The following is a 22,545-nucleotide window of genomic DNA, read 5'->3' on the forward strand; positions in this document are numbered from 1 at the left end:
TGTCACCGGCTGTAGCATGGCCCGGCTGATGCCCCCGCATGGGAACAACACAAAAAACAAGCACTCCCGGTCAGCAGAAAAGCGGTGCGGCTGAGGTCCATCACCCATTCTGTGCTCTAAGGCTGCCCCGCCATATACGAATAAAGAATACAGGAGATACCATGACCTTTGCCGACACTGCCCGATTCCGCCTATCGTGTATCGCCGCGTTGCTATCCCTGAGCGGACAGAGTATTTCCGCACACCCGGAGCCCAGGGCTCCGGAAAACAGCTATAACTGGTACAACGACCGGCCCCTGATCAATTCCGCGTATGCCCTCGGGGTTTCGCAATGGAACTTTCTGCAATATTACGCCGAGGCGAAAGCACGTTATGGCGCCTTGCCGCCGGCCGACCAGCTCGCCAGTGCCAGTGCCGGTTGGAACCAGTATATTTCCTCCAATATCCCCGGCCTGAGCACCGTCATCGTCAATAACAATCCCCCGGACAATGGCGGTGGCTGGACGATTGCCACCCCCTTGATCCCATTGGTCAACCGCGTGGTCACACCCGTCAACCTGACCGAGGGGTTCCGCAAGCCGCTGCTGCCGCCGATGCGCCTGACGCACGACGGACGCATCGGCGTGGTTCCCGGCAGCGGCGGCCTGGACGGTAGTCCGCAACCGCTGCGCATCCGGCTCAATCGTCCGGAAGTCCTGAACAAACACTTTCTGCAGAGCGCGGCGAGCGTGCCGACACTGGATCCGGTCACCTGGGAAGTCACCGACCACAACAAATGGGGCATGCCCGGCAGCAAGACCACGCATTTCGTGTCCATCTGCGAAGGTGAACCGAAAACGCCTGCGGAGAGAAACCCCTACACCTGTGGCATCAACGGACAGGATGACTGCTACAAGCTGACGCTGGTCGGCAGCGCCGTCAAGGACACCTTCAGCACCTCTGCCATCTATTCGCTTAAGGATGGCTATCGAACCCTCTATATGCCGCAACTGGAAAAAGAGGATCGTCTGTACAGCCGGGAGATGACGGTCCGGGTCAGCCTACCAAAAACCGCGCAAGCCAAAATCGCGGAAGTGACGTTCAGCCCGGACCACAAGGAAGCGCCCATTCGCCAAGGGATCCTGTTTGAACTGAACACCCCGGCGGACGGCCGTATTCTGGTGACCCGGCGGCAAGGACTGCCGCTGGTCTGGCGCCATTCGACCACCGGCCTGATGCGCGCCGGCAGCTACGAAATGGTCTATGCCGTGGCGCCCAAGACCGCCGCCCCGTGCGATGTCACCCAATGGGGTGATTTGAAACCCATTACACATGCCCCCTTCGATCCGGAAGTCAGGGACCGGTATGCGTTCGCCAAGTATCCGTTCCGCGATCCAATGGGCAACCTCATAACCGACGGCGAGGACATCAAGGCCACCTATCCCTGGCTGGACAAGGACGCCAAGAACCTGTCGCTGATGATCAGCGACGCCAATCTCTTCCGGGACGGTTTCCTGTTCGATAATTCCCGTTTCCCCAACCGTTGTGTCAACAGCGACTGCACACCCGGTGACTCGCCGGACAAGAGCAATGTCAGCCAGTTCGCCCTGATGGGGGCATGGACCAAAGGCAAGATGGCCGTTATTGACAACCGGCTGAACTACGCCGACTTCCGCATCAATCTCGCCAACGCGCTGTACCTGGATCTTTACCAGCCCGGTTCCGCCTTGCCCGGCACGACCAACAAATCCGCCAGTGTCGAGGTGGGGGCTTACCGGGAAGTCGGCGGCGGCACACCCAAAGACCAGTACATCGCGTTGAAGGATGAATATGGCAACACCATTCCCGGAGGCGATGGCAAGGCCCTGACCTACCTGATGAAGAACTCGTCGCTGTTCGACAGCATTGAAAACCGCATGAACTACAACCCGCACCTGAAGCCCGCCTCGCCGCACGATGTGGTCTGGCTGCTCAGCAGCGGCGCGACGAGCGATGAATTTTCTTTCGACGACCTGCTCAACAACAACGCCTTCATCGTCTCGGACATGGTGGCGGCCTACTCGTGGGTCAACCAGAATCCTTTCCGCATGACGGGCTATGATGGCTGGAATGAACTCTACGGCTCATGGCGGGGTCAGGTGAAGGTGCAGAATGCAGCCACCACCCTGCCCGACCGCTGGATTGTTCCCCACTCCGGGGATGTGGTGCATGGGCGCATCGAGCCGGTGGGCAACGGCGGCGTCAAGGGCAAAGGCCTATACTTCAATGGCGATAATACGCGGATATTATACGACATCCCGTCCGGCCAGCCGCACTCCATGGCGGCGTCTTCCTGGTTCCACTCCGTGTTCCTGGATGCACGGGGGCTGAGTCCGGATGTGGAGCGGGTGGTCCTCGACTTTCCGGACAAGAGCCGCCTGACCATGCTGGATTCCGGCGCAAACGTCACGTTCAAGGCCTATAACAACTTCGGCGAACTGCAGCAGACATTTTCTGTTCCCGCAAGTCTCGTCAAGGCGCAATGGTTCCAGCTGGGCATCCAGAAATCACCGGCCAACCGGATTACGGTCTTTGTGAATGGCTATCCCTACACGGAATTCCTGTCAACTGCGGCAGACAGTTCCCTGTTTCAAATGACGGGGGGTGCACTGGTTCTGGGGCGCGCTCACAACAGCTACGACAAGCGCTACTCGAACTGGCTGACCCGGTTGTTCGGGATATCGACCGCCACCTCCGCCAACTATGGCGCGTACAAAGGCTGGATGGATGAATACAAGGTTTTTTCCTGGCAGCCCGATCCGGAAACGGCCTGCAATCTGGCGCACGGTACGCTGCTGGCAACCGGAACTAATCCGCAACTGGCCGAACAGGCCAAGCGGTATTCGTCGGCCATGCATGGCCGCATCACGACAGCGCTCCAGTTGCGCGGACAACCTTTCTACTCCAGCTATGCCTGCTACATGGACAGCCCGGACCAGGACCGTACAGCCGTGATGCATAGCCTCCCCGCCGGCGCCATCAGCATCCGCGCCAGCATGCACTTCCCGGAAGGCCCGCTCTACCACGATGCCCCGCGTCCTGACTCCACCACCAACGAATTCTGCCTGATCTGTCATGCCGGCAACGAAACCAGCGAAAAAGTCGTCGGGCTGAAGGTGAATGCCCTGGCGTGGAAAAACGTGGCGGCGAAGCTGGATCCGCGTCGTCAACCAACCCAGGCCCCGCCTTTCATCAGCGGCAACCTTCCGTCCGATTTCCTGAATTCCATCCAGGCCAACTGGGGTGTATCCGGGTCGGGCCTCATTGACGAGTACCTGCAGCCCGGCAGTAATGGCATATCGCCGGACATCCGCAATCTGGTGACGGTGCAGAACGGCCAGCCGGTGGCGGTGGCGAACTCAGGCGCAACACTTGCCAGAAGCGGTTTCCGCGCATTACGCCTGAATGCCGGCGGGCTCACCAACCGAGCCATGTTCCAGGTCAGCGGCTCCTTGTCATTCAGTGACACGACCGCCCCGTTCGAACTGCCGGTGGGCTATTTAAGGAACGGAACCAACCAGGTGACCGTAACGACTTATGCGCCCAACGGACAGCAGAGCTCGCGCGGCTTCAGCATCACGGTCAGTCCCTAGCACTCTGCCCCGCGGCCTGCGGTGAGGGATCACCGCAGGCCGCGGGATTGGCTTGCTGCATTTACCCTGATTAATGCATCGTTCGTTGACCAACGGCTGGCGAACTAATCCCCTCCTTGTCCCGTGTCCAATTTGCCAAGCGTCCTGTCCCGTTTCGCTGTGTGTCCGCCCCCAACCCAAAAGTATCATGCGCAAAATAAAACCATTGGCTCCGGGTATCCGGAAAATCACACATGAGAGGCGGGCCCGTGAAAACACGAAATTTCAATCAGCATGGTACTTTCCTGCTCCTGGCCCTGATGTTGGCGCTATTGCCAATCCATAGTCACGCGGCCGACAAAAATACGGACCGTTTTTGGCACGGATTATATGGACGCAGCTATGACTACTACGTCCCCGAAAAAGTCAAACGTAATGCGCCTTTGCTGCTCGTTTTTCACGGAATTTATGGCGACTCCACAAAAGGATGGGCGGAGGTCGGCAACCCCAGGGATTTGCCTGCACTGGCGGATGAACATGGTTTTGTCATTATGTGGATGGAATCCAGCCAGCAGCTTTTCGGGGCCGGAAAAGCCTGGAATGCGGGGCCGTGCTGTTTCCCCGCAGGCGCTCTTAACGTAGATGACGTCGGTTACACCCTGGAGTCTGTTAAACGTCTCCGGCAACTGGTGAAGGACAAGGCCGGCATTGATGACACTCGCATTTACCTGATGGGGCATTCCAACGGGGCGGCCATGGTGCATCGTCTGGCGCTTGAAAAATCCGATTTATTTACGGCAATTGTTCCATCCAGCTTTCCGGTAATAGACAACTTTTCCTGGCATATCCCTGACTGGTGGGTCCAGCGTCGCCCCGTCCCCGTGCTAGCGATGCATGCGACGGATGACAATGTCGTTCCCTATGCCGGTCATCAGTTTATCCCCCCTTATTTTACCCTCAAATGGTTCGCCAGCGCCCATGAAGGACTGCAAACCTGGGCCGCCAGAAATGGCTGTACTGATCCTCTTTCTGCCAAGGTTCCTCATCCCACAGGTGAGGGCTCTTACACCGAGAGTCGATCACGTTGCCGTCAGGAAGTTTCAGTTAACCTTTTGACATTCCCTCAAGGAAAGCACAACTCCCGGTACCCCGAAACCACCGGGGGGGTGGATGTGGTTCGCGATGCCTGGGACTTTTTGTCGAAACACCGGAAACCGGGGCACAAGTCGGATCGTCTTTGGTCGGGCCAGGAGTTACATCCTGACCAATACCTGACGACCGATGACGGACTGTTCCGCCTTGATGTCCAGGGTGACGGCAACGTGGTGCTGAAGAACGCCCGGACGGACAGCATCATCTGGAGCTCCGGAACCCGAGGCTCAGGGGCTGACAAGCTGGTATTGCAGCAGGACGGCAATCTGGTGATATGGAACGAGGGTTACTGGGGTTGGAAAGGCATATTTCCCGCCTATTTCAACGCGCGTGCAGTCTGGTCCAGCAACAGCGCCGGAAGTGGGGAGTCACGCCTGCAAATCAGCACCAACGGCAAGTTGCAGATCATTCGCAATGGCAAGTCCGTCTGGTCGCAAGGTTGACCAGCCTGTCTTTCCTTTAAACAGACGTCATTCATATTCATCACAGGCAGGTGTATTCGGATAGTCCGGTCTTGGTGTTTCCCCGAGTTGAAGCGGCAAGCCGGTCCTGCTTCACACATGCGCTAGCGTTACTCCAAGGAAAGCAGAGTCAACGCTGTTTCACCATCCCGGTAAGCCTCTGTTCCGGGACTTCCTGATATGCCGGTTCCGGTTAGTGCGAAAGTTGCCCTACGTACTTCCGGCTTGCATGGATAAACCTTTTCGTACGCCTTCCAGAGGGCGTGATGAGAACGGGCATTACTAGAAAAATCGCTCGGTACTTGTATTCAAACCTGTTTTACGGAGTATATGTTATGTGGCTACCACAGCGCACAAGAGTGCTGATACTGTCAGCCCTCTTGCCATCTGTCGTCAGTTCAAGCGAACTGCCCTACCAGATCGCGGGTCCGACCGGACCCGCCAGTGGGGCATACCCGAACTTGCCGGATGTGCCGGCCATTTTCCGGAATGTCACCGGAATCATTGAAGGTGAATTCAGCCGCCCCATTCTGCCGCCGTTGCGCCTTACCAGGGACGGGCGTCTGGGCGTGCACAGCCAGGCCTTCGACCATGTGCCGGCCCTGGCGCTGCTGCGACCGGAGACGGTCAAGACACCCTTTATCAACAGCGCCAGAGGCGCTACGCCGCTGGTGGACGCCAATAACCCCTATCTCAAGCTGGATCTGGCAAAACTGGGGGCACCTGATGGGTTTCAGCACGTGACACTGTGTGAGTCCGACCCCGAGGAAAAAGGCCAGCGCGCCAACCCTTATGCCTGCGGCCTGTCCGGGGCTGATGATTGCTATGATGTGACCCTGGTTGGCGGCATCAATGAGAAGTCGCTGCTTTCCATTCCCGAGCCCACCAATAACGGCACCAATCCGAGCTCTTCAGTGGAAACATTGCTGAGCGCGCCATTGACCGTCCGTGTTTCCAATCCCAAGACATCCTGGGCCAAAATAGAGGAAGTCACCGTGCGCGGCGAGGGCATCCGGCGCAACGACAAGATGCTCTCCGCCCAGTTCGAGCATATCACCCCGGCGGACGGCCGCTTGCTGGTGGTGCGACTGGGCGGCCAGAAACTGACTTGGTTCAACGAGAACACCGGCGCCTACCAGACCACCGACAGCGTGGACACGGCCTACAGCGTGGCCCCGAAGAGCGCGAATGCCTGCGACGCAGGCAACTGGAAGAAGTTCTACCCGATTTCCCACGCGCCCTACCATGCCACCATGCGCGAACGCTACAAGTTCGCGGCCTACCCTTTCCGGGACCCGAAGGGAAATCTGATTCCTGACGGCGCCGATATCAAGGGAACCTATCCCTGGATTGATCACCAGGCCCGTGTCCTGGCCTTGTCCGTGTTCAATTCCCGCCTGAATGACCACAGCGGCAAATCCCGGTTTCCCACCCGTTGCGTAGTGGATGGCTGCACGGCGGCTGACCGCAAGGATGTCACCGACTCCGTCCATGACATCGGGATTGTGCTGACGGGTTTATGGACCCGGGGCAAGATGGTGGTGCTGGATGGCGTGATCAATGATATTGACTTCAAGCTCGGCCAGCAGGACAGGCAGCACTCCTATGCACAGCTGTATGCCCCCAACACGGGCAGGTTGGGCAATGAAACCGGGGAGGTCCGGATGGGCAGTACCCGCGGGGTCGGCAGCTACAACACGCCCGTCGGCAGCGCCAACAACGGCTCCATTTTCGACTCCATGGAAGAGCGGCTGAACTACCTGCCCAACCTGCGCACGGTGAGCCCGCACGATGTGAGCTGGCTCGCCAGTACCGGACGTCAGACGGACGAAATTTCCTTTGACGACTATCTGCGCCCCAACGGCTTTATTGTCTCGGAAATGACAGGCGCCCTGGACTTCGATGCCGGAAATTCCCACCAGATGCTGTATCACGACGGCTGGGACCTGAATACCCTGTCGTTCAGCGCGCCGGTCTACATGCAGAACAGCGCTACAACCCTGCCAGAAGAATGGCATATTCCGACCCATGGCCAAGTGATCGGCGGCCGCCTGGAGCCAGCGGCGCTGGGGGGCTTGCGGGGCAAGGGCCTGTGGCTGAACGGGAACGGAGCGCGACTGATCTATGAGATCAAGCGGCAACCGCGGAATATCGATGCCTTCCCCTGGTACATGGGCCTGAACATTGAGCCCCGGCTGGCGGGCGGCGGCGAAGTCACACTGATCCGTTTCCCGGACAACACCTCGGTCAACCTGCTGAACCGCCAGTCGGTTGTCTACCGGAACGCCAGGGGCGAGGGCCTGAACTCGATACAACTGCCGTTCCCCCTGGCGAACAAGGCCTGGGCGCATCTGGGCATCCAGGTCTTTCCCGGCGGCCGCCGCGTGCAGTTCCTTCTCAACGGCTTCGTGCTGAATGAATGGACCGGCGCATCCAGCGCACCGGGCCTGTTCCGGCTGTTGCCCGGCCAACTGGTGGTGGGGGCGCCCGCCACGGCGCAACAGGGGGCATTCCAGGGATGGATCGACGATTTCAAGATCTTCTCGGAGCATTTCAACGCCGAGGAATCGTGCAACATGGCAAGCGGTACGCTCATCGGCTTGCCGTCCCAGTACACCGGTGTCTGGCGCGGCAAGGCCGGAGCCTATCCGGCCTCCTCCCATGCCGCTGTCAGCCGGACCCTCCAGATGCACGGGAAGCAGACCTATCCGCAATATGCCTGCTACACCGACTACAGCGCGGACTATGCCGCCCACAAGTACAACCTGCCCGCGGGCTCCAGCAGTATCCGCGAAGCCATCATCTTCCCCGAGGGACCGCTCTATCACGACGCGCCGCGCCCCGACTCAGTCTATAACCCGTTCTGCCTGGGCTGTCACACGGCCGGGGGCGAGGGAGGTCTCGGCTTGAACGCACTGAAGTTCCGCGACATTCCGGGCAAACTGGATCCTCGTCGCCAACCCTCGCAGCCGCCCGCGCTGGTGTGGGGCAACTTCCCGGCCTCCTGGCTGGCCAACGCCCCCGCATGGCCCTTCAAAACGGGCGAAGGCGGCCTATTGATCGATGAACTCCTGCTGCCTTCCGCAAGCGGCCAGAAGGCCGAGGTCAAGGCGCTGGTCCTGGTCGACGCGCGGACGGGCCGTGACATCATGCCGCTGACAAACGGCATGGTCCTGAACCTGTCCGCGCTGGAAACAGACCAGGTGAACATCCGCGCATCCTCCACGGGACTGACGCGACGCGTGACGTTTGTGCATAACGGCGCATCATCCTACCAGGAACCGCCGTTCGCGCTTTTCGGCACCAACAACAGCACGCCGGAGGCCGATTTTGCCGCCGGAACCCTGGCTGCCGGACCCCATACCCTGTCGGCCAAGTCCCTGAATGGCAGCGAACTGGTGAATGTCACCTTCACCGTGACCGGATCGTCGGCGAACGTCAGTATCCCCGGCAAGACCGTGTACACGGAAATCCTGCACGAGCAGCGTAACCTGCTGAGTGCCTTTGTCCAGGAAGCGCGCGACTTCTTCGGCAGCATTGCCGATTTCTTCAACCGCATCGGCTCTTACATCGCCGCTCAGTTCGATTCCCTGCTGGCCAAGCCGCAAACGGTTGCCCTGGGCAACACCACGCCCGCGTTCAACACGGCGGGAAACGACCTGCAACTCTTCGTGGACTTCTCCGTGCTTGACAAGGACCGGGGCATCGTTGAAATGCGGGGACGCGCCTATGGCTCCCATGGCAACACGCTGTTCGTGAACGGTTCCGCCGTGCCGGTTGCAGACAACAAATGGACCTGGCGCGGCAACAACCTCGCCGTAAAGGAATACGCCCTCTCGGTCCGTAACGCCAACCAGGCCGAGGAAAAGACCTGGGTCTCGTTCAACGAAGCCAAGGTCCCCGCCGGCATTGTGGTGCGTCAGGACGCCCGGGCGCTCTCGGCCAGACTGGCATCCACCGTGGACCTGCAGCAAATCGCTGACGAGCTGGCCGCCAATGCCGGCATCAACATCTACAGCAACAACCAGGGTTCCCTGAAAATCAAATCGATCAAGCTCGACAGACTCAGCCTGACCGGCTCCACCCGGAGCTTGCCGGACAGCGCGGTGAACGCGGTGATACCAACCGTGCTGAATGCGCCCAGAATCACGATCAACGCGGAAATGACAATCAAGGGCGACTGCCTTGTCTGGCCGGTGTGCTGGGGAACCCAGGTCTTCAACAACGACATTGTCTTCAACAACACCCGGGCAAATGTAGATTTTGCGCTGAAGGCCCCACCCGCCGACAAGAACCAGGTTTTCGCCGTGGGTGTGAACGTGGCGCTTGATCCGAACAGCTTTAGCCTCATCGACAATTCGGACATCAATCCCTGGACGGTGGTCGGACAGATCAGGCTGAAAATCCGCGAGGCGGCTTTCAACTGGCTCATCAATGAGCGTGTGAGCAAAGCCTTGGAAACCCAAGCCAACAAGCTGGCTGCCAAGGTCACGGAGGATTCACTGTTTTCACCGGGCTTCAATACCCCAATGGATACCTGGGCCGCCGACAACATCGGCAAGTTCATGCCGCTGTTGCCGGACGGACTCTTTGAAACCTTCAAAGCCTTCCAGGCGGCGGGCCTCAGCCTGCAAATGCGGGTCACGGATGCCCGGACCAAGAACAATGACCTCCTGCTGGCGGTGGACGCCGTCGCCAAGAACTCCACGCTTGACGGCCGGGTGTTCTACGGGCAGCGCCTGACGGACGCCGAGCGCGTGAAGGCGCTGCAGCAAACCGCCGGTACGGTCTTCAATGCCCGGGGAGACACCGACTACCTGCACCTTAACGGCCGGTTCAGCGGCTCGCTGCTGGCGGCGCTGACCCAGTCCAACATCTTCAATGAATCGACCATGCTGGACCTGACAAAGCTCATCGATCTGAAGGCGGTAAAAGATGCCGTGCAATCCGGTGCGGTTGGCAATGACCCGGGGTCGCGGCAGGCATTGAATGCCCTGCTGGCGAACCCGATCGCCAGCGTGAGCGCATCAGGCCAGAATACCGGTCTGAATGCACAGTTGCGGGTAGCCATCGCCGATGCGCCTTATCAACTGGATTCCGGGAACATGAATGTCAATCGCGTACGGATAGATGACGTGGCGCTGACGCTGGAGTCGATCCCCACCTCGCGGGCGAGAATTGAAGGCCTGAAGCCCGCCACGCTGATGTCGGCGCGGCTGGGAGTGATTCTGAACGTGAGTGGCAATTCCGTGGCGATCGAAGCCATCCGGCTGCATGAACTGAACTCCCCCGGATTGGTCATGACGCCTGCTGCGTCCAACGCGTTTGTGCGGGCCTTGCTGAACCGGGCGTTGTCCGACCGCGCGCCGCGCGGCTTCCTGTTGGTCAAACGTCAGGGAACAAACCTTCTTGCCCCCTCCAGGATCAACGTAGCGCTGAACAAGCCAGCCTTCCAATCCTCGATAGCCTGGGGCGGCGACGCGTCCAGAGCCGTCGATGGCAATACCGACGGCAATTATTGGAGCAATTCCACCACGCATACCAATGCGGACGCATCCAATTTCTGGGGTGTCAATCTGCAAGGAACTTATGAAGTGACGGGCGTTACCATCCATAACCGCAAGGATTGCTGCACCGAACGACTGGCCAACTTCACGGTTGAACTGTTTTACCAAGGGAAACGGCAGGCGATTCTCAATCACCCGTCCGGATTAGCCGGATCTTCGGTGAACATCGATATCAAGGCCTACAATGTCGATCAAGTCCGTGTATGGGGAGTCCCGGGAACCTATCTTTCCCTGGCGGAAGTGGAGGTCTGGGGACGTTGAGGAAACCTTTAACGGCTTGCCGTGTCATGTCACATTGACTGGCAAGTCGTTGATGTTGGAAAAACCCAAGCCTGGCTTGGGTTTTTTCTTGATACCGGCACGGCAGGCTGATAACCAATCCACCAATGCGGGCGCGGTGTCCAAGCCGCGCTTAAGCCGTTGCCGCGCCATCAGACCTGGAACCGCGTCAGCCACCCAGAAGCGCCCGGTCTTCAGGTAAGCCGTTGACGGTACAGGCCCGGCGTTTCCCCCATCCAACGCTGAAAGGCCCGCGTGAACGCCGTGACGTTGGCATAGCCCAGTCGGGAAGCGATAAAGGCCAGACTCAGGTCACGACGCCTCAACAGAAATACTGCCTGCTTGAGTCTTTCCTCGGCCAGCAATTGCCGGAAGGTCAAGCCCTCGGCGGCCAGTTGCCGTTGCATGTTGCGCACGGACATATGCAGCTTCTCGGCCACATGATCAATAGGCGCGAATCCCAGCACTTCGTCATGCAGCAGCTCACGCACCGCATGGGAAAATCCAGTTTGGCCCACCAAGGCGCGCAGGTTGTTCTTGCATTGCTCACGTGCCAATCGTGCTGCCAGCGGGTCTGCCATCAACAGGGGAAAATCGAGATAACTCGCGGGGAACACCATGCAGGGCTTCTTTTGACCAAAGCGCACATCTCCCGGCAGCAGATGCGCAAATCGGGAAAAATACGCCGGCTCGGCGAAAGGCACCTCCGCGGTTCCCACCAGGCTCAGCCCGGTGACCGCCTTACCCATCATGGCAAAGCCCAGCATCAGACTGCAGCATGCGACCTCCTGTTGCATGGGGTTGGGCCAGTCCTGTTCGAAATAGAGGCGCGCTGTATCGCCCTCCACGACCAGCCGTATCGCCAGCACACTGGACTGCAACAGGATGTATTGCTGGGCTACTTCCAGGGCCTCCCGGACATTCCGGCACACCATGGCCGCAAAACCAATCAGGCCATGGCAGGTAACGGTCATCTGGAGGCCGAGGTGGAAGCCAAGCCCGGGCTCGCCGGTGAGTTGCAGGGCGCGATTCACCAAGGCGACAAAGACGCCATAGTCCACCTGCCACAAGGGATCCAGCAGCCGCTCCGGATCAATGCCGCTTCCCTCCAGCAAGCGCTCGGCGCTGATGTCCCAGCGCGCCACCACGGCCGCCAGGCTGCTGACATAGGCTCCAAAGATGGTCGGTCGGGCATGGGAACGATTCATGGCGCGTCGCAAAATGGTAAGAGGCTGGCGTGATTTGTGGAATGTGACGCTGGATAATGGCTATGTCGACGACCCGTCATCCCGTGAGCGTGCCCCATGACTGCCACCACTGCCAGCCCCTTATCCAGCCGCCAGACCGCCGGAGCCAGGGCCAATATCCCGCCGCGCCGCATGAACTTCGACTTCACCGGAGGAGTACGCTTCGGCTATGCCGGTGACGCCTACATGACCACTTTCTGGGGGGCCTTTTCCGCCCTGTTCCCGAAAGGGGAATCCTTCTTTGTGGAGTCGGTTCGCCACTACCGCAACCGGATCACAGACCCGCTGCTGAAGGCGCAAATCTCGGGCTTCATCGGCCAGGAAGCGATGCACAGCAAGGAGCACGTGGCGTTGAACGCCTGGTTCCAGAGTTACGGCTATCCCATGGACAAGCTGGATCGCGATATCGGCTACCTGCTGGGCTTCCTGCAGAAGACCATGCCCCACAAAAGGCAGCTCGCGGTCACCGTCTGCCTGGAGCACTACACGGCCATCATCGCAGAATACTGTCTCAAGGCCGACCATATGCACCGCATGACCGATCCGCACCTGCTACAGATCTGGCTTTGGCACGCGCTGGAAGAAAACGAGCACAAGACCGTGGCCTTCGATGTCTACGAACAAGTGGGAGGGGGCTATGCGCTGCGGACATTCACCATGATGTCCACCACCGCAACCCTGGCCCTGATCTTCCTCTGGTTCCATGCGCGTTTGCTGGCACACGATGGCCGGCTGTTCTCGCTGCGCAAGAACTGGCCGGGCATCAAGCATTTCTGGGGGCGCGGCGGCATGATTCCCAGCATCGTGCCCCAATTGCTCGATTTCTTTAAGCCGGGCTTCCACCCCAGCCAGCACGACACCGAGGCCCTGCTGGAGGAATGGCGCGAGAAGCTCTTTGGCAGCCAGGGCATCCTGAAGGAGCAGTGGCAAAAGCCGGGAATCGTTTCCAAGCCGATGCCCTGATTTCCGGAAGCAACCGGCTGGCCGAACGGTGGCATCATGTCTGTCCCGCAGCATCAGGCACGGCAGTGTTGACAACACGCCGTCGAACCCGATGGATGCCCTGCCCCACTTCTACTGCGGCTCCCGCAAGACCGGCATAGACCAATCTCCACCATCACTTGATCGTGATCTGAAAATTGCAGGGTTGCCTGTCTTGCGCCAGGGTTCTGGACCTGAAAAAAACCACATCGGACTTTCGGCTGTTTGAGAACAGAACATCGGACTCACACAGAATCGGCATCAAGTGGCTGACATTGAGCCCTTCGGCGTAATCATTGAAGTAGCAGCGGGTAACGGTAAGTGAAAATCCGTTTTCCCTGACCTCCAGCTTACCGACGGTATTGTAAAACCGGCGGGTCAGTCGCTCAAAAAACCTGGCTTTCTTCAAGGGGCTGCTTCTAGAAAAGCGTTCGCGGTCCAGCCTGGGAATGGACTTGCCGAGAACGGCCAGCGCCACGCCCAGCGTCACTTCGCGAACGATATGGTACCGTTGTTCCCGATCGAAACCCCGCTTCCCCAGCACCCGGTCCAGAACAATTATGGGCGCCATTTGCCGCTGACTGAGAGACTGCTTGAGATTGGGAGGGGACAGCCGGTTCAGCTCGTCAAAGGGATTGCGGAGCAGCAGCTCCCGCTGACAGTACAGCGCCACGCCCAGCGCCGACCGCCAGCCCAGTTCCCTGGCCAGCAGCTGCATGGCGAGGGGATGACCGGTTGTCAGATCAAAGGCCAGCAGCGCCAGCCTTGCGGAGAGTTCTTGTCTGTTCAAGGGATGCTCACGGAATCAATATCCTGATGTCGACCCAGAGGCCCGCCTTCGTAGCACTTCTTCCAATATGAAAACCAGGGGGCGGCCGGCGAGCTGTTGATGCACAGGCTCCCCCTGGCGACTCCAGGGGTGACACTCAACGCATTCTTGAACGTGACCACCCGGGTGGTGAGCGATGCGTCCACGTTGGAATTCACGACATTGGGAGGCGACCAGATGCCCGCCCGTGAGATAAGCTGATTACCCCCCGAAGGATTCCCCGCATGGAATGCCAACGATGTGATGTACCTGCCAACATGCTCGGTGTCATACACAACAAGATCCCACCAGTTTGAAACTTTCGGCAGGTTCTGCAACTTGAACGACAGCCCGGTGATGACTGTCGCTGACTTACCGGCGTCCCCAATTACGTCTGCAATGGGGAACAGTTGCCCGGGAATGGCGTCATACAGGCGTCGCCGGGTGGTATTCAGCTGCTCACCGGTTGCGGAGATGGACCATGAGGCGCCCGAATAGACCGCCAGATTGACCTTGATGTCATAATCAAGCCGGTGGTTCAGCGGTTTCGTTACACCGATACCAGAATCGCCAAGCTCGATGCCACCCTTTCCGGGTGTCCAGGCGCGGTCATAATCCACATTCAAAAAGCAACTGGGGCCGCGGTTGTTTTGCTGGAAACCTCTGGCATCGCATTCCGCAATGCTGATCCTGAAGTTGATGGGCCACGCACCATCCGAATTACACGGCTGGCCGGGCGGCTGCTTGTTGGGTTCGCACTTTGTGGCAACATCGATCCCCTGCAAACCGACCACCAAGGTTCGTGATGGGTCGATGCTCAGATCCGGTGGCAGGTCCACCTTAACCCGCATACGACTCTGCGCGGCGGGATTGGCACTCTGATCGATCGTGTCCGTCCACTTTATTTGAGCCATAGTCGTCCAGCGAGAAATGCCACTGCTTCCCCGTATCGTGCTGTAAAACAAGGCCGGCTTCATGAAGTTTCCATCCACGCCGGTTTTTTGCCCCATCCTGGCGATGGAGGAATAACCATCACTCTCGATAAAAGACCGCAACAGGGAGACCCTATGATTAATCGGCACCCCAAGGATTTCGCGCTTCCAGGTATGGTCAAAGCCTTGCCAAATAGGAAAATGCGACGCGGCGGCGGATTGCCATTCCCTTGCATAGTAAGAATCGGGACTGGTGGTCAAATCCGCGCGGACCCCCAACGGGGTCAACAGCAATAAGGCGGGTGTCAACAACTTGGCCAGTTTCATGATGTCAGTTCCACACTTGGTCCGGATGGAGAAATTGTGTTGTTGTCAGGGAAATGCCGCAGCTTCAGGCGCCTGATGCAACAGTCCCTAGTGGAAAAAGGCGGCGGCTCTTTCGGCAATGATGACGACAGAGCCGCCGCAAAGGCCACGACAGTGACTCCAAACCCCCGGGCCGGCAGGGTTGGATTCGACACACCTTGGAAAGGAAGATGCCGCTTCACGGCCCGGACCGGTTTGAGCGGCTAGCATAGCGGTGCGGAGCCGTCAGTCGCCATAACCAAACAGGACATGCGGCTTATCCGATTGTGCAGCCAAGCGAAGGCCCGCAAGCACCTCCAACCGCCTCGCCTGGCATGCAGACTGTCTGCACAGTCCGACAGGCATCCGGCCACTCACGCGCCACATTTCAGCGATTGTCTTGGTGAGGGAAACTGGCCTCACGCGCTTCCTGAATTTGCTTTTCCAAGTCTTCCTGTTGATGCTGCCCGGGTGCCAAACCCTGCCACCGTGCCATAATGATTTTTTCCTTTTCCTTGTATGCAGACATCGCCGCCTGTTCAGCCTCCTGCCTTGCGGAGTCAATCACCACCGCGTTTTTGAGTATCTCCTCTTGCCGCGCCATGCTCTCCTTGAGGGCGGCGGGGTCGGTGATACTGTCACTCAATAAGGCAGCCACCACTTGGGCATTAATGACGCCTTTGTGATATTGAACACGGGTGGTTGCACCTGATTTGTCATAAGGGACTATGATATTGCCGGTATGAACATCACCCGTGGAATAGGGCATGAAGACCATGTTCCACGCTTGAGTTTTAACACGAGTCCCCATGATGTCAATTCGACTCATCATGGGAGCCGTTTGCTCAGGAATAGAGAAATTGGTGAGGTAATTTCTGGAAATACCGTTGGGGTTGGTTGCGGCCGGCATCTTATTTCCCATGCAGCCGTCCCGGTCCCAACAACCCCCGCAGATACCCAGGCATTCAGCCCTGCAGCAAGCGATATCCCCGCCCCATCACCTTAGCCTGCCACAAGCGCGGCAACAGCCGGGTGGCAACCGCCCCCAGGCGGTTGGCCGCGCCCGGCATGCAGACCGTCCGCCCCGCGAGACAGGCATCCAGCCCCTCGCGGGCCACGTCTTCAGCGGAATGCAGCAGGAATCCCGGCAGCGCCAGCTTGCCGCCCTGCGCCGGGTTATCCAGCATCGCGGTGCGGGTATAGCCCGGACAGAGCGCGCAGACATGCACACCGCTCCCTGCCGCCTTCATTTCATCCGCCAGCGCCAGCGAAAAGGCCAGAACATAGGCCTTGCTCGCGGCATAGACATTCTGGTTGGGAATCGGTGTCCAGGCTGCCAGCGACGCCAGATTGAGGATTTGCCCGCCACCGCGCTCCGCCATGTCGTTGACAAAGAGATGGCACAGGGACGTCAGCGCCACCACGTTGACGGCCAGCAGGCTTTCCTGTTGCCGCAGCGGCAGTTCGTGGAAGAATCCGTTAAACAGCAGGCCCGCGTTGTTGATGAGCAGATCGACGCTCAGGCCGCGTTGCCTGACCTCGCCGAAGACGGTTTCCGCCGCTTGCGGCAGCGACAGGTCGCAGGGGATGACATGGCAGCGGATGGCATGACGGAGTGTCAACTGCGTGGCGATGTCCTCCAGCAACGACTGGCGGCGGGCCACCAGGATCAGGTCATAGCCGCGCGCCGCCAGCAGGCGGCAAAATTCCAGACCGATGCCATCGGAGGCGCCGGTGACCAACGCGAGGGGGTTCATGGTTTCACTCCATTGCTCTTTAAACTAGCCTATTAACCTGCTGATCCCTGATCTAAACCGCAGGCATTCGCCGAAATGCGGCATCCTTTACTTGACGCCCAGATTCCGCAGATTTGTTTCAAATTGCGCACCCACGGTCGAACCTTGCTTGTAGAACGCCGCCGGGGTGCCGAGGGGGGCGTACACCCATTGCCAGCTACCTGAGGCGGGGTTGGCAATGCGCAGCCACAGCGGCGCTTCCGGGGCATTGCTGTTCTTGCCATACGTGTATCCGGTAAAGGCATGCACCCAGGTTGTACCGGCCTTGTTCGGGAAATACACCTTCTTCCAGCCATAGTTGTAGTCATTCTTGTTGACGACCGGAGCCATCAGGATTTCGCTGCCCAGCAGGAACTCATCCGTCAGGGTCGCCAGTTCCGCCTCATTCGGGTAGTGCAGCACCGGGTGCCGCACCAGCGGCCAGCCCTTGGCGGCCACATCCGCAAACAACTGGGTCCGGTAAAAGGCCAGCGCCTTGTAGACCTTGGCGAACTTGTCAAAATGGCCATACGTGGTCGCATTGTCGTAGAACTGGGCATTATCTTCCGGCTTCAGGCCTTCATGGGTGCGATAGGCGGAGGTGAACGCGGCAAACTCCATCCAGCGCTGCAGCAACTCCTGCTCACGGTTATAGCCAATGCCGCCCAATGAAGCATTGGTGTAACCGCCAATGTCACTGTGGTTGAGCGCAATGCCCGAGAAACCGCCCGTCATGGTTGCCAGGATCGCCGTCTTGAAACCGTCATACTGATCCCAGGTAACCATCTGGTCACCTTGCCAAACCAAGGTGGAATAGGCCGGGGTGCGCGCCGCACCGGCGCGGTTGAAGAACACTGCTTCTTTTCCCAACCCGGCTTCGTTAATGGCCTCCCGGGCAATACGCGCAAAGTCTACCGGGTACTGGTTGTGGTAGCGCCCGGCACTCACGCCAGACCAAAGCGCGGCATCCAGCGGCAGGGCTTCGGCAAAATCATGCATCCAGCCCCGGCAACGCCCCTCGCCCATTAACTGAGTCTTGATGATGTTTTTAAACCATATCGTCGCTGATGGGTTGGTTAAATCCACCAATCCGGCATCAAAATCAGTCCCTTTAATCTTGTAGATGCTGCCGTCTGTGTGTTTCACCAGATAACCGCTGGCCACCGCCTCCGAATAAAGATTGCGGCGCACATTACCCTTGGCCGAAGCATCCACCAGGAGTGGATTGATATAGCACAGCATGTGGCCGTTATCTGCTTCTACCCGGTCTGCCAGGGCATTCCAGTTCGGATACCAGTTATGATCCAGTTCCCAGTTCCACCACAACTGCGAACCGGCAATGGTGGTGCGCTTGCCCACCCAGTCCTGCAGCCAAACTCCGGCTACCGGTGTTCCCCGGCGTTTCAGTTCGTCCAGCACCGCCGTCACTTTGGCCGTGCCTCCCTGCAACCCGACAATGGCGCCCTGATTGAACCATTCCGGCAACGCACGCATACGACCGCTGTATTCGGTAAAGCGGGTGATCAGATCCAGCATGGAGTTACCCGCCAGGATGCGGCCGGTCATGCGTCCGCTGAACAAGCGCACCCGCACTTGGTTGCTATCCGTCAAATCAAAGACTGAATACTCAGTATCTTCCAGGAACAAGGACTTGGCGGTGCTGGTAATGTATTGTGGTACTGCATAATAGGTTGTCATCGGCCCGCCGGCCGAACCTGGCGAAAGCAGGCTCACCGCAGGACTGATGATCGGATGCCCCCGCCCTATCCCGCCTTCCTGAGTCAGAACAGGCACGGCATGTCCCTTCAAATTCAGCAGGGAAAACTGCTCACCAAAGCCATGAAAGCGTTCGCCCGCCACCGAGGCATAAGCAAGCTCACTGTAATTGACAGCGGCATTGTCGAAGCTCAGGGTGAACTGAAGATGCCCGGCCAAGGGTTGGCGAAAGCTAAGGGTATATCCGGTTGCGCAAAGGGCGCTGCCGGTCAGCCGTCCTTTGACGACCACGTCAGTGGCGCTTTGGGTGAAGGAGGTTATAGTCTGATCGGCGCACTGGCTCCGGATATTCTCGGAGACGATGAAAGACCCTCGACCCTCTGGGGCACGCATGGCATGCGTACCAGCCCGAACAAAGCTCTCACCGGCATTGCTTTCCCAGACAATGCGCGCCCCGGACTTCACTTGCAGCCTGCTGCCCGTCCAGAACACATTAAACCCGCCCACTGCACCTGTCGTTGCACTCGGCGAACGCAGGATGGTATTAGCTGCGAGCGCCTCGTGACCACACATAGCCAGTGTGATCACCCAGCCCAGATACTGTGGCTTCATGATTATTCCTCAAAGTTGAGTCAACCGGCCAGCCGGGGAGCTCCCGGCAGGAACATCAAATGAACCGCGAAAACGACTTACTGAATTCAGACGGACGAGGAGGCACCCAGCCGCCAAACTGCCGTTCCAGAGCTTGCGCGACAGCAATAGTCACCGCATCGTTGCCAGGAATACCAATAATCTGCAAACCAAGTGGCAAGCCCTTGCTATCAAGGCCCATTGGCACCTGTGTCACTGGAAATCCAAGCGCATTGAAGGTACAGCAGTAAACTGCGTCAAAAGGTCGCAACAAAGGGAAGTGATGCCGCGGAGCCGTACTCGTGAACGTTGGGAGTAAAAGAACACCGTTCACGCCTATTTGCGCAATCAGCTTTTCCCGCAATTCTTCTCCCAACTTGACGAAACGCGCATAGGGGATTGGCACGCGTTCAAGGGCTGCAAGAACCAATGCAGGCAGGGTGTGCGGAGACTGTCCCCCGCACCATTTAATCAACTCTTTGGCAACCGGAATGCGACGGCCCAGGCCGAGTTGCTCTGCAAAATCTTGCGGCTCTGCCTTTTTCATCATGGCGGACCAGATTTCGAAACCATAGCGCAACTCTGGCAAGTGGGGAGTGCTTAGCCCCTGGCTTTGTGAGCCCAGCCAGGTTGCCGCTGCCAACTGCGCAGCTTGCAGTTCAGCCGAGACGCGCTTACGCCCTATTTGGGTAATCGACAGGATGCGGAGATCAGCAAGGCGGACGGCGCTCGGGTCGCCGCGCAATTCGTGAGCCTCATAACCGGCATCCGTGCCATCCGAGCCAGCCAGGATTTTCAGCAGCGGCCAAAGATCTTCGGCTCGGCGTGCAATGGGTCCGGTCGTACAATGCTGATTCATGGCGCCGACCGGCATCGGGATCTGCCCGGTATTGGGTACAATTCCTGGCGACGGCTTGTGGCCGAACACGCCATTGAAAAATGCCGGGAAACGAATAGACCCGGCCACATCAGCCCCCAGGCCGAATGGTGAACCTCCGGCGCCAATAATGGCACCCTCGCCTCCGCTGGAACCACCAGCAATATGACGGTGATTGTAGGGATTGGAAGTGCGGCCATAGACTTGGTTGTATGTTTCTATCCACATGCACATTTCGGGCGTATTGCTAAAGCCGAGTACAATCGCACCCGCATCCCGCAGCCGCTTTACAGTCGGCGCAAAGCTGTCTGCAATCGCGTGGCGCCGCGCCACAACCCCGGAAACCTGGGGGAATCCCTCGAAGGCAAAATTTTCTTTAATCGTACATGGAACGCCATGCAATGGCGGAAGCCCTTCGGGATTCTGCAGTACGCGCGCATCCGCCTCCCGGGCCTCGTAAAGCGCCGCCTCAAAGCGCTGCTGCACCACCGCGTTGATAATGGGATTTACCTGCCGGATACGCTCGATGTGGGCAGTCACCACTTGTTCAGAGGTGCATTCGCGATTGCGGATTCTGGCCGCCAGTGTCGTGGCCGAAGCCGTCAGAAAGTCATTCATTTTTGCGAAGACCTCTTGAGTTGCGCACGGATGTCGATGGCAACGCGCTCACCCGCACGTACAGCGCCATCCATGAATCCATGCCAGAAGTCTGCGGTTTCCGTGCCGCTCCAATGAATGCGGCCCACGGAATCACGCAGCGCCGGACCATAACCGGTCAACGTTCCCGGGCCGCCGAAAGCAATAGGCCCGCCCCGGTTCCAAACCTCACTCGCCCAGTCGTGGATGTAGAAATCCCGCACTTCACGCGCCTTAGGCCCAAAGAAGCTTACAAAGTTTTCAATCACGGCAACTCGCAAATCCTCATGAGACCGGGATCCCCACCGCCGTGCCTCATCACCGCCGACAAAGCCAAGCAGCACGCCGGGACTGCCGTCGGGCGGCGAAACGTCATAGGCGAGCTTCGCCGGACCGACATCACTCAACGCTCCGCCGCTCAAGCCCTGTTCACGCCAGAATGGTTTGTCATAGACCGCTTCGCACTTAATGAGCCACCCAAGCGCATAGCGCTGCATCAGTTGATCCCGTGCGGCCGGCAACCCGGGTTCATAGGTGATACGCGCCGCCATCGACGGCGGCAGGGCGACAACCACATGCAGCGCCTCAACATCCACCCGATCCGACTCAATATGCACGCCGTCTTCGGACTGCCGGATAAGCCGTACCGGGCTGGAGGTGACCACAGATTCGCCCAGCGCTGCCGCCATGCGTATCGAGAACTGTTGCGCCCCCTCGACAATACGGAACTCCTGTGCGCCGCCACGAGTTTCAATAACACGATCGAAGGTGCCCGGATTCTGTGCGTTACCGGCGCCATTGATGTGGTGCAAGGCGGAGAGCAGCGAGATATCCCGCCCTTCTGTACCCAGGATGGTCTCGAAAGCCGCCGATGCAAATTTGAGGGCGCGCGTGCTCAGCGTATGGCGGCGCAGCCAGGTCTCCAGCGTTTGACGATCCCATTCCTCCGCCTCGGGCGCATTCCATGGCTCACCCGGCGGGAGCCTGGAGGCCATTTGATTGATCAGCGTGGTGACAATGGCAAGATCCGGCAGCAGCAGCAGATCCGGCGGCGCAGCGCCAGTCCAGCCCGTGTCACTGTAGGTGGATCGCTTTCCCTTATAGCAATATACCGTCTTGCCTTCGTTGAACTGGGGAAACAGGTTGATCCCCAGCTCCTTGGCCAGCGCCAGAATGCGATCTTGCGTTGAACCGACCCATGTTCCCCCGAGCTCAGCAATTTTACCCGGCGCATATTCGTAGCTAAGGGTGCGGCCGCCAACACGGTCATCGGCCTCAAGCACGGCGACAGAGATGCCCGCCTGCGACAGTCTGCGAGCGGTCGTCAGGCCGGAGATTCCACCACCCACAATCACAACATCAACCTTACGCGGCGCAAGGCGAGCGGATTTTTGGCCGTCCTTCGCTGCGGTGTCATTACTCATGCTCATGCCTGTCACTCCGGTTACACTCGTGCCCGCCTGCTGGTGTGCTTTGCGGGAAATACCCATTACATCCATTGGATGTTTTCAGGGTTTCTTGTTGGCCGCATTTTCGGCAAACTCCGAGG

At 58.8% G+C, this 22,545-nt stretch carries 12 protein-coding genes; 4 read left to right on the top strand and 8 right to left on the bottom strand.

What is annotated here, in order from left to right; translation table 11 throughout:
* Positions 1-161: 161 nt before the first annotated feature.
* From Q7T36_RS11745 to Q7T36_RS11755, 3 genes are all read left to right on the top strand, one after another.
* The gene (locus tag Q7T36_RS11745) at positions 162-3,611 is read left to right on the top strand and encodes a hypothetical protein (RefSeq protein ID WP_304848466.1); all 3,450 of its coding nucleotides are present in this window, start codon (positions 162-164) and stop codon (positions 3,609-3,611) included.
* 248 nt (positions 3,612-3,859) lie between these two features.
* Entirely contained in the window at positions 3,860-5,185 is a 1,326-nt protein-coding gene (locus tag Q7T36_RS11750) for a PHB depolymerase family esterase (RefSeq protein ID WP_304848469.1), read from the top strand.
* A 353-nt stretch (positions 5,186-5,538) separates the two neighbouring features.
* Positions 5,539-11,031, top strand: coding sequence for a discoidin domain-containing protein (locus Q7T36_RS11755; protein ID WP_304848472.1), 5,493 nt, complete (start codon positions 5,539-5,541; stop codon positions 11,029-11,031).
* A gap of 212 nt (positions 11,032-11,243) precedes the next feature.
* Here the strand turns inward: Q7T36_RS11755 and Q7T36_RS11760 are convergent, their stop codons facing one another.
* A complete protein-coding gene (locus Q7T36_RS11760) occupies positions 11,244-12,257 on the bottom strand; it encodes an AraC family transcriptional regulator (RefSeq protein WP_304848475.1) in 1,014 nt (337 codons plus the stop codon).
* Positions 12,258-12,353: 96 nt separating this feature from the next.
* Between Q7T36_RS11760 and Q7T36_RS11765 the strand changes: the two genes are divergently transcribed.
* Entirely contained in the window at positions 12,354-13,259 is a 906-nt protein-coding gene (locus tag Q7T36_RS11765; RefSeq protein ID WP_304848478.1) for a metal-dependent hydrolase, read from the top strand.
* A gap of 154 nt (positions 13,260-13,413) precedes the next feature.
* On the opposite strand, the gene Q7T36_RS11770 is transcribed toward Q7T36_RS11765, so the two are convergent.
* From Q7T36_RS11770 to Q7T36_RS11800, 7 genes are all read right to left on the bottom strand, one after another.
* Positions 13,414-14,067, bottom strand: a complete 654-nt coding sequence (locus Q7T36_RS11770; RefSeq protein ID WP_304848481.1) for an L-2-amino-thiazoline-4-carboxylic acid hydrolase — start codon at positions 14,065-14,067, stop codon at positions 13,414-13,416.
* A complete protein-coding gene (locus Q7T36_RS11775; RefSeq protein WP_304848484.1) occupies positions 14,064-15,344 on the bottom strand; it encodes a hypothetical protein in 1,281 nt (426 codons plus the stop codon). The genes Q7T36_RS11770 and Q7T36_RS11775 overlap by 4 nt, the downstream gene beginning before the upstream one ends.
* Positions 15,345-15,750: 406 nt before the next feature.
* Positions 15,751-16,284: a hypothetical protein gene (locus Q7T36_RS11780; protein ID WP_304848486.1), complete on the bottom strand. Its 534-nt coding sequence runs from the start codon at positions 16,282-16,284 to the stop codon at positions 15,751-15,753.
* Between the two features lie 43 nt (positions 16,285-16,327).
* On the bottom strand, positions 16,328-17,119 hold the full coding sequence (locus tag Q7T36_RS11785; RefSeq protein WP_304848488.1) for an SDR family oxidoreductase: 792 nt from the start codon (positions 17,117-17,119) through the stop codon (positions 16,328-16,330).
* An 87-nt stretch (positions 17,120-17,206) separates the two neighbouring features.
* Positions 17,207-19,465: an alpha-glucosidase gene (locus tag Q7T36_RS11790; protein WP_304848491.1), complete on the bottom strand. Its 2,259-nt coding sequence runs from the start codon at positions 19,463-19,465 to the stop codon at positions 17,207-17,209.
* A 55-nt stretch (positions 19,466-19,520) separates the two neighbouring features.
* A complete protein-coding gene (locus Q7T36_RS11795; RefSeq protein ID WP_304848494.1) occupies positions 19,521-20,978 on the bottom strand; it encodes an amidase in 1,458 nt (485 codons plus the stop codon).
* Positions 20,975-22,426, bottom strand: coding sequence for a flavin monoamine oxidase family protein (locus Q7T36_RS11800; protein ID WP_304848497.1), 1,452 nt, complete (start codon positions 22,424-22,426; stop codon positions 20,975-20,977). The genes Q7T36_RS11795 and Q7T36_RS11800 overlap by 4 nt, the downstream gene beginning before the upstream one ends.
* Positions 22,427-22,545: the final 119 nt, after the last annotated feature.

It is taken from the genome of Fluviicoccus sp. (genome assembly GCF_030646115.1).
Taxonomy (GTDB): domain Bacteria; phylum Pseudomonadota; class Gammaproteobacteria; order Pseudomonadales; family Moraxellaceae; genus Fluviicoccus.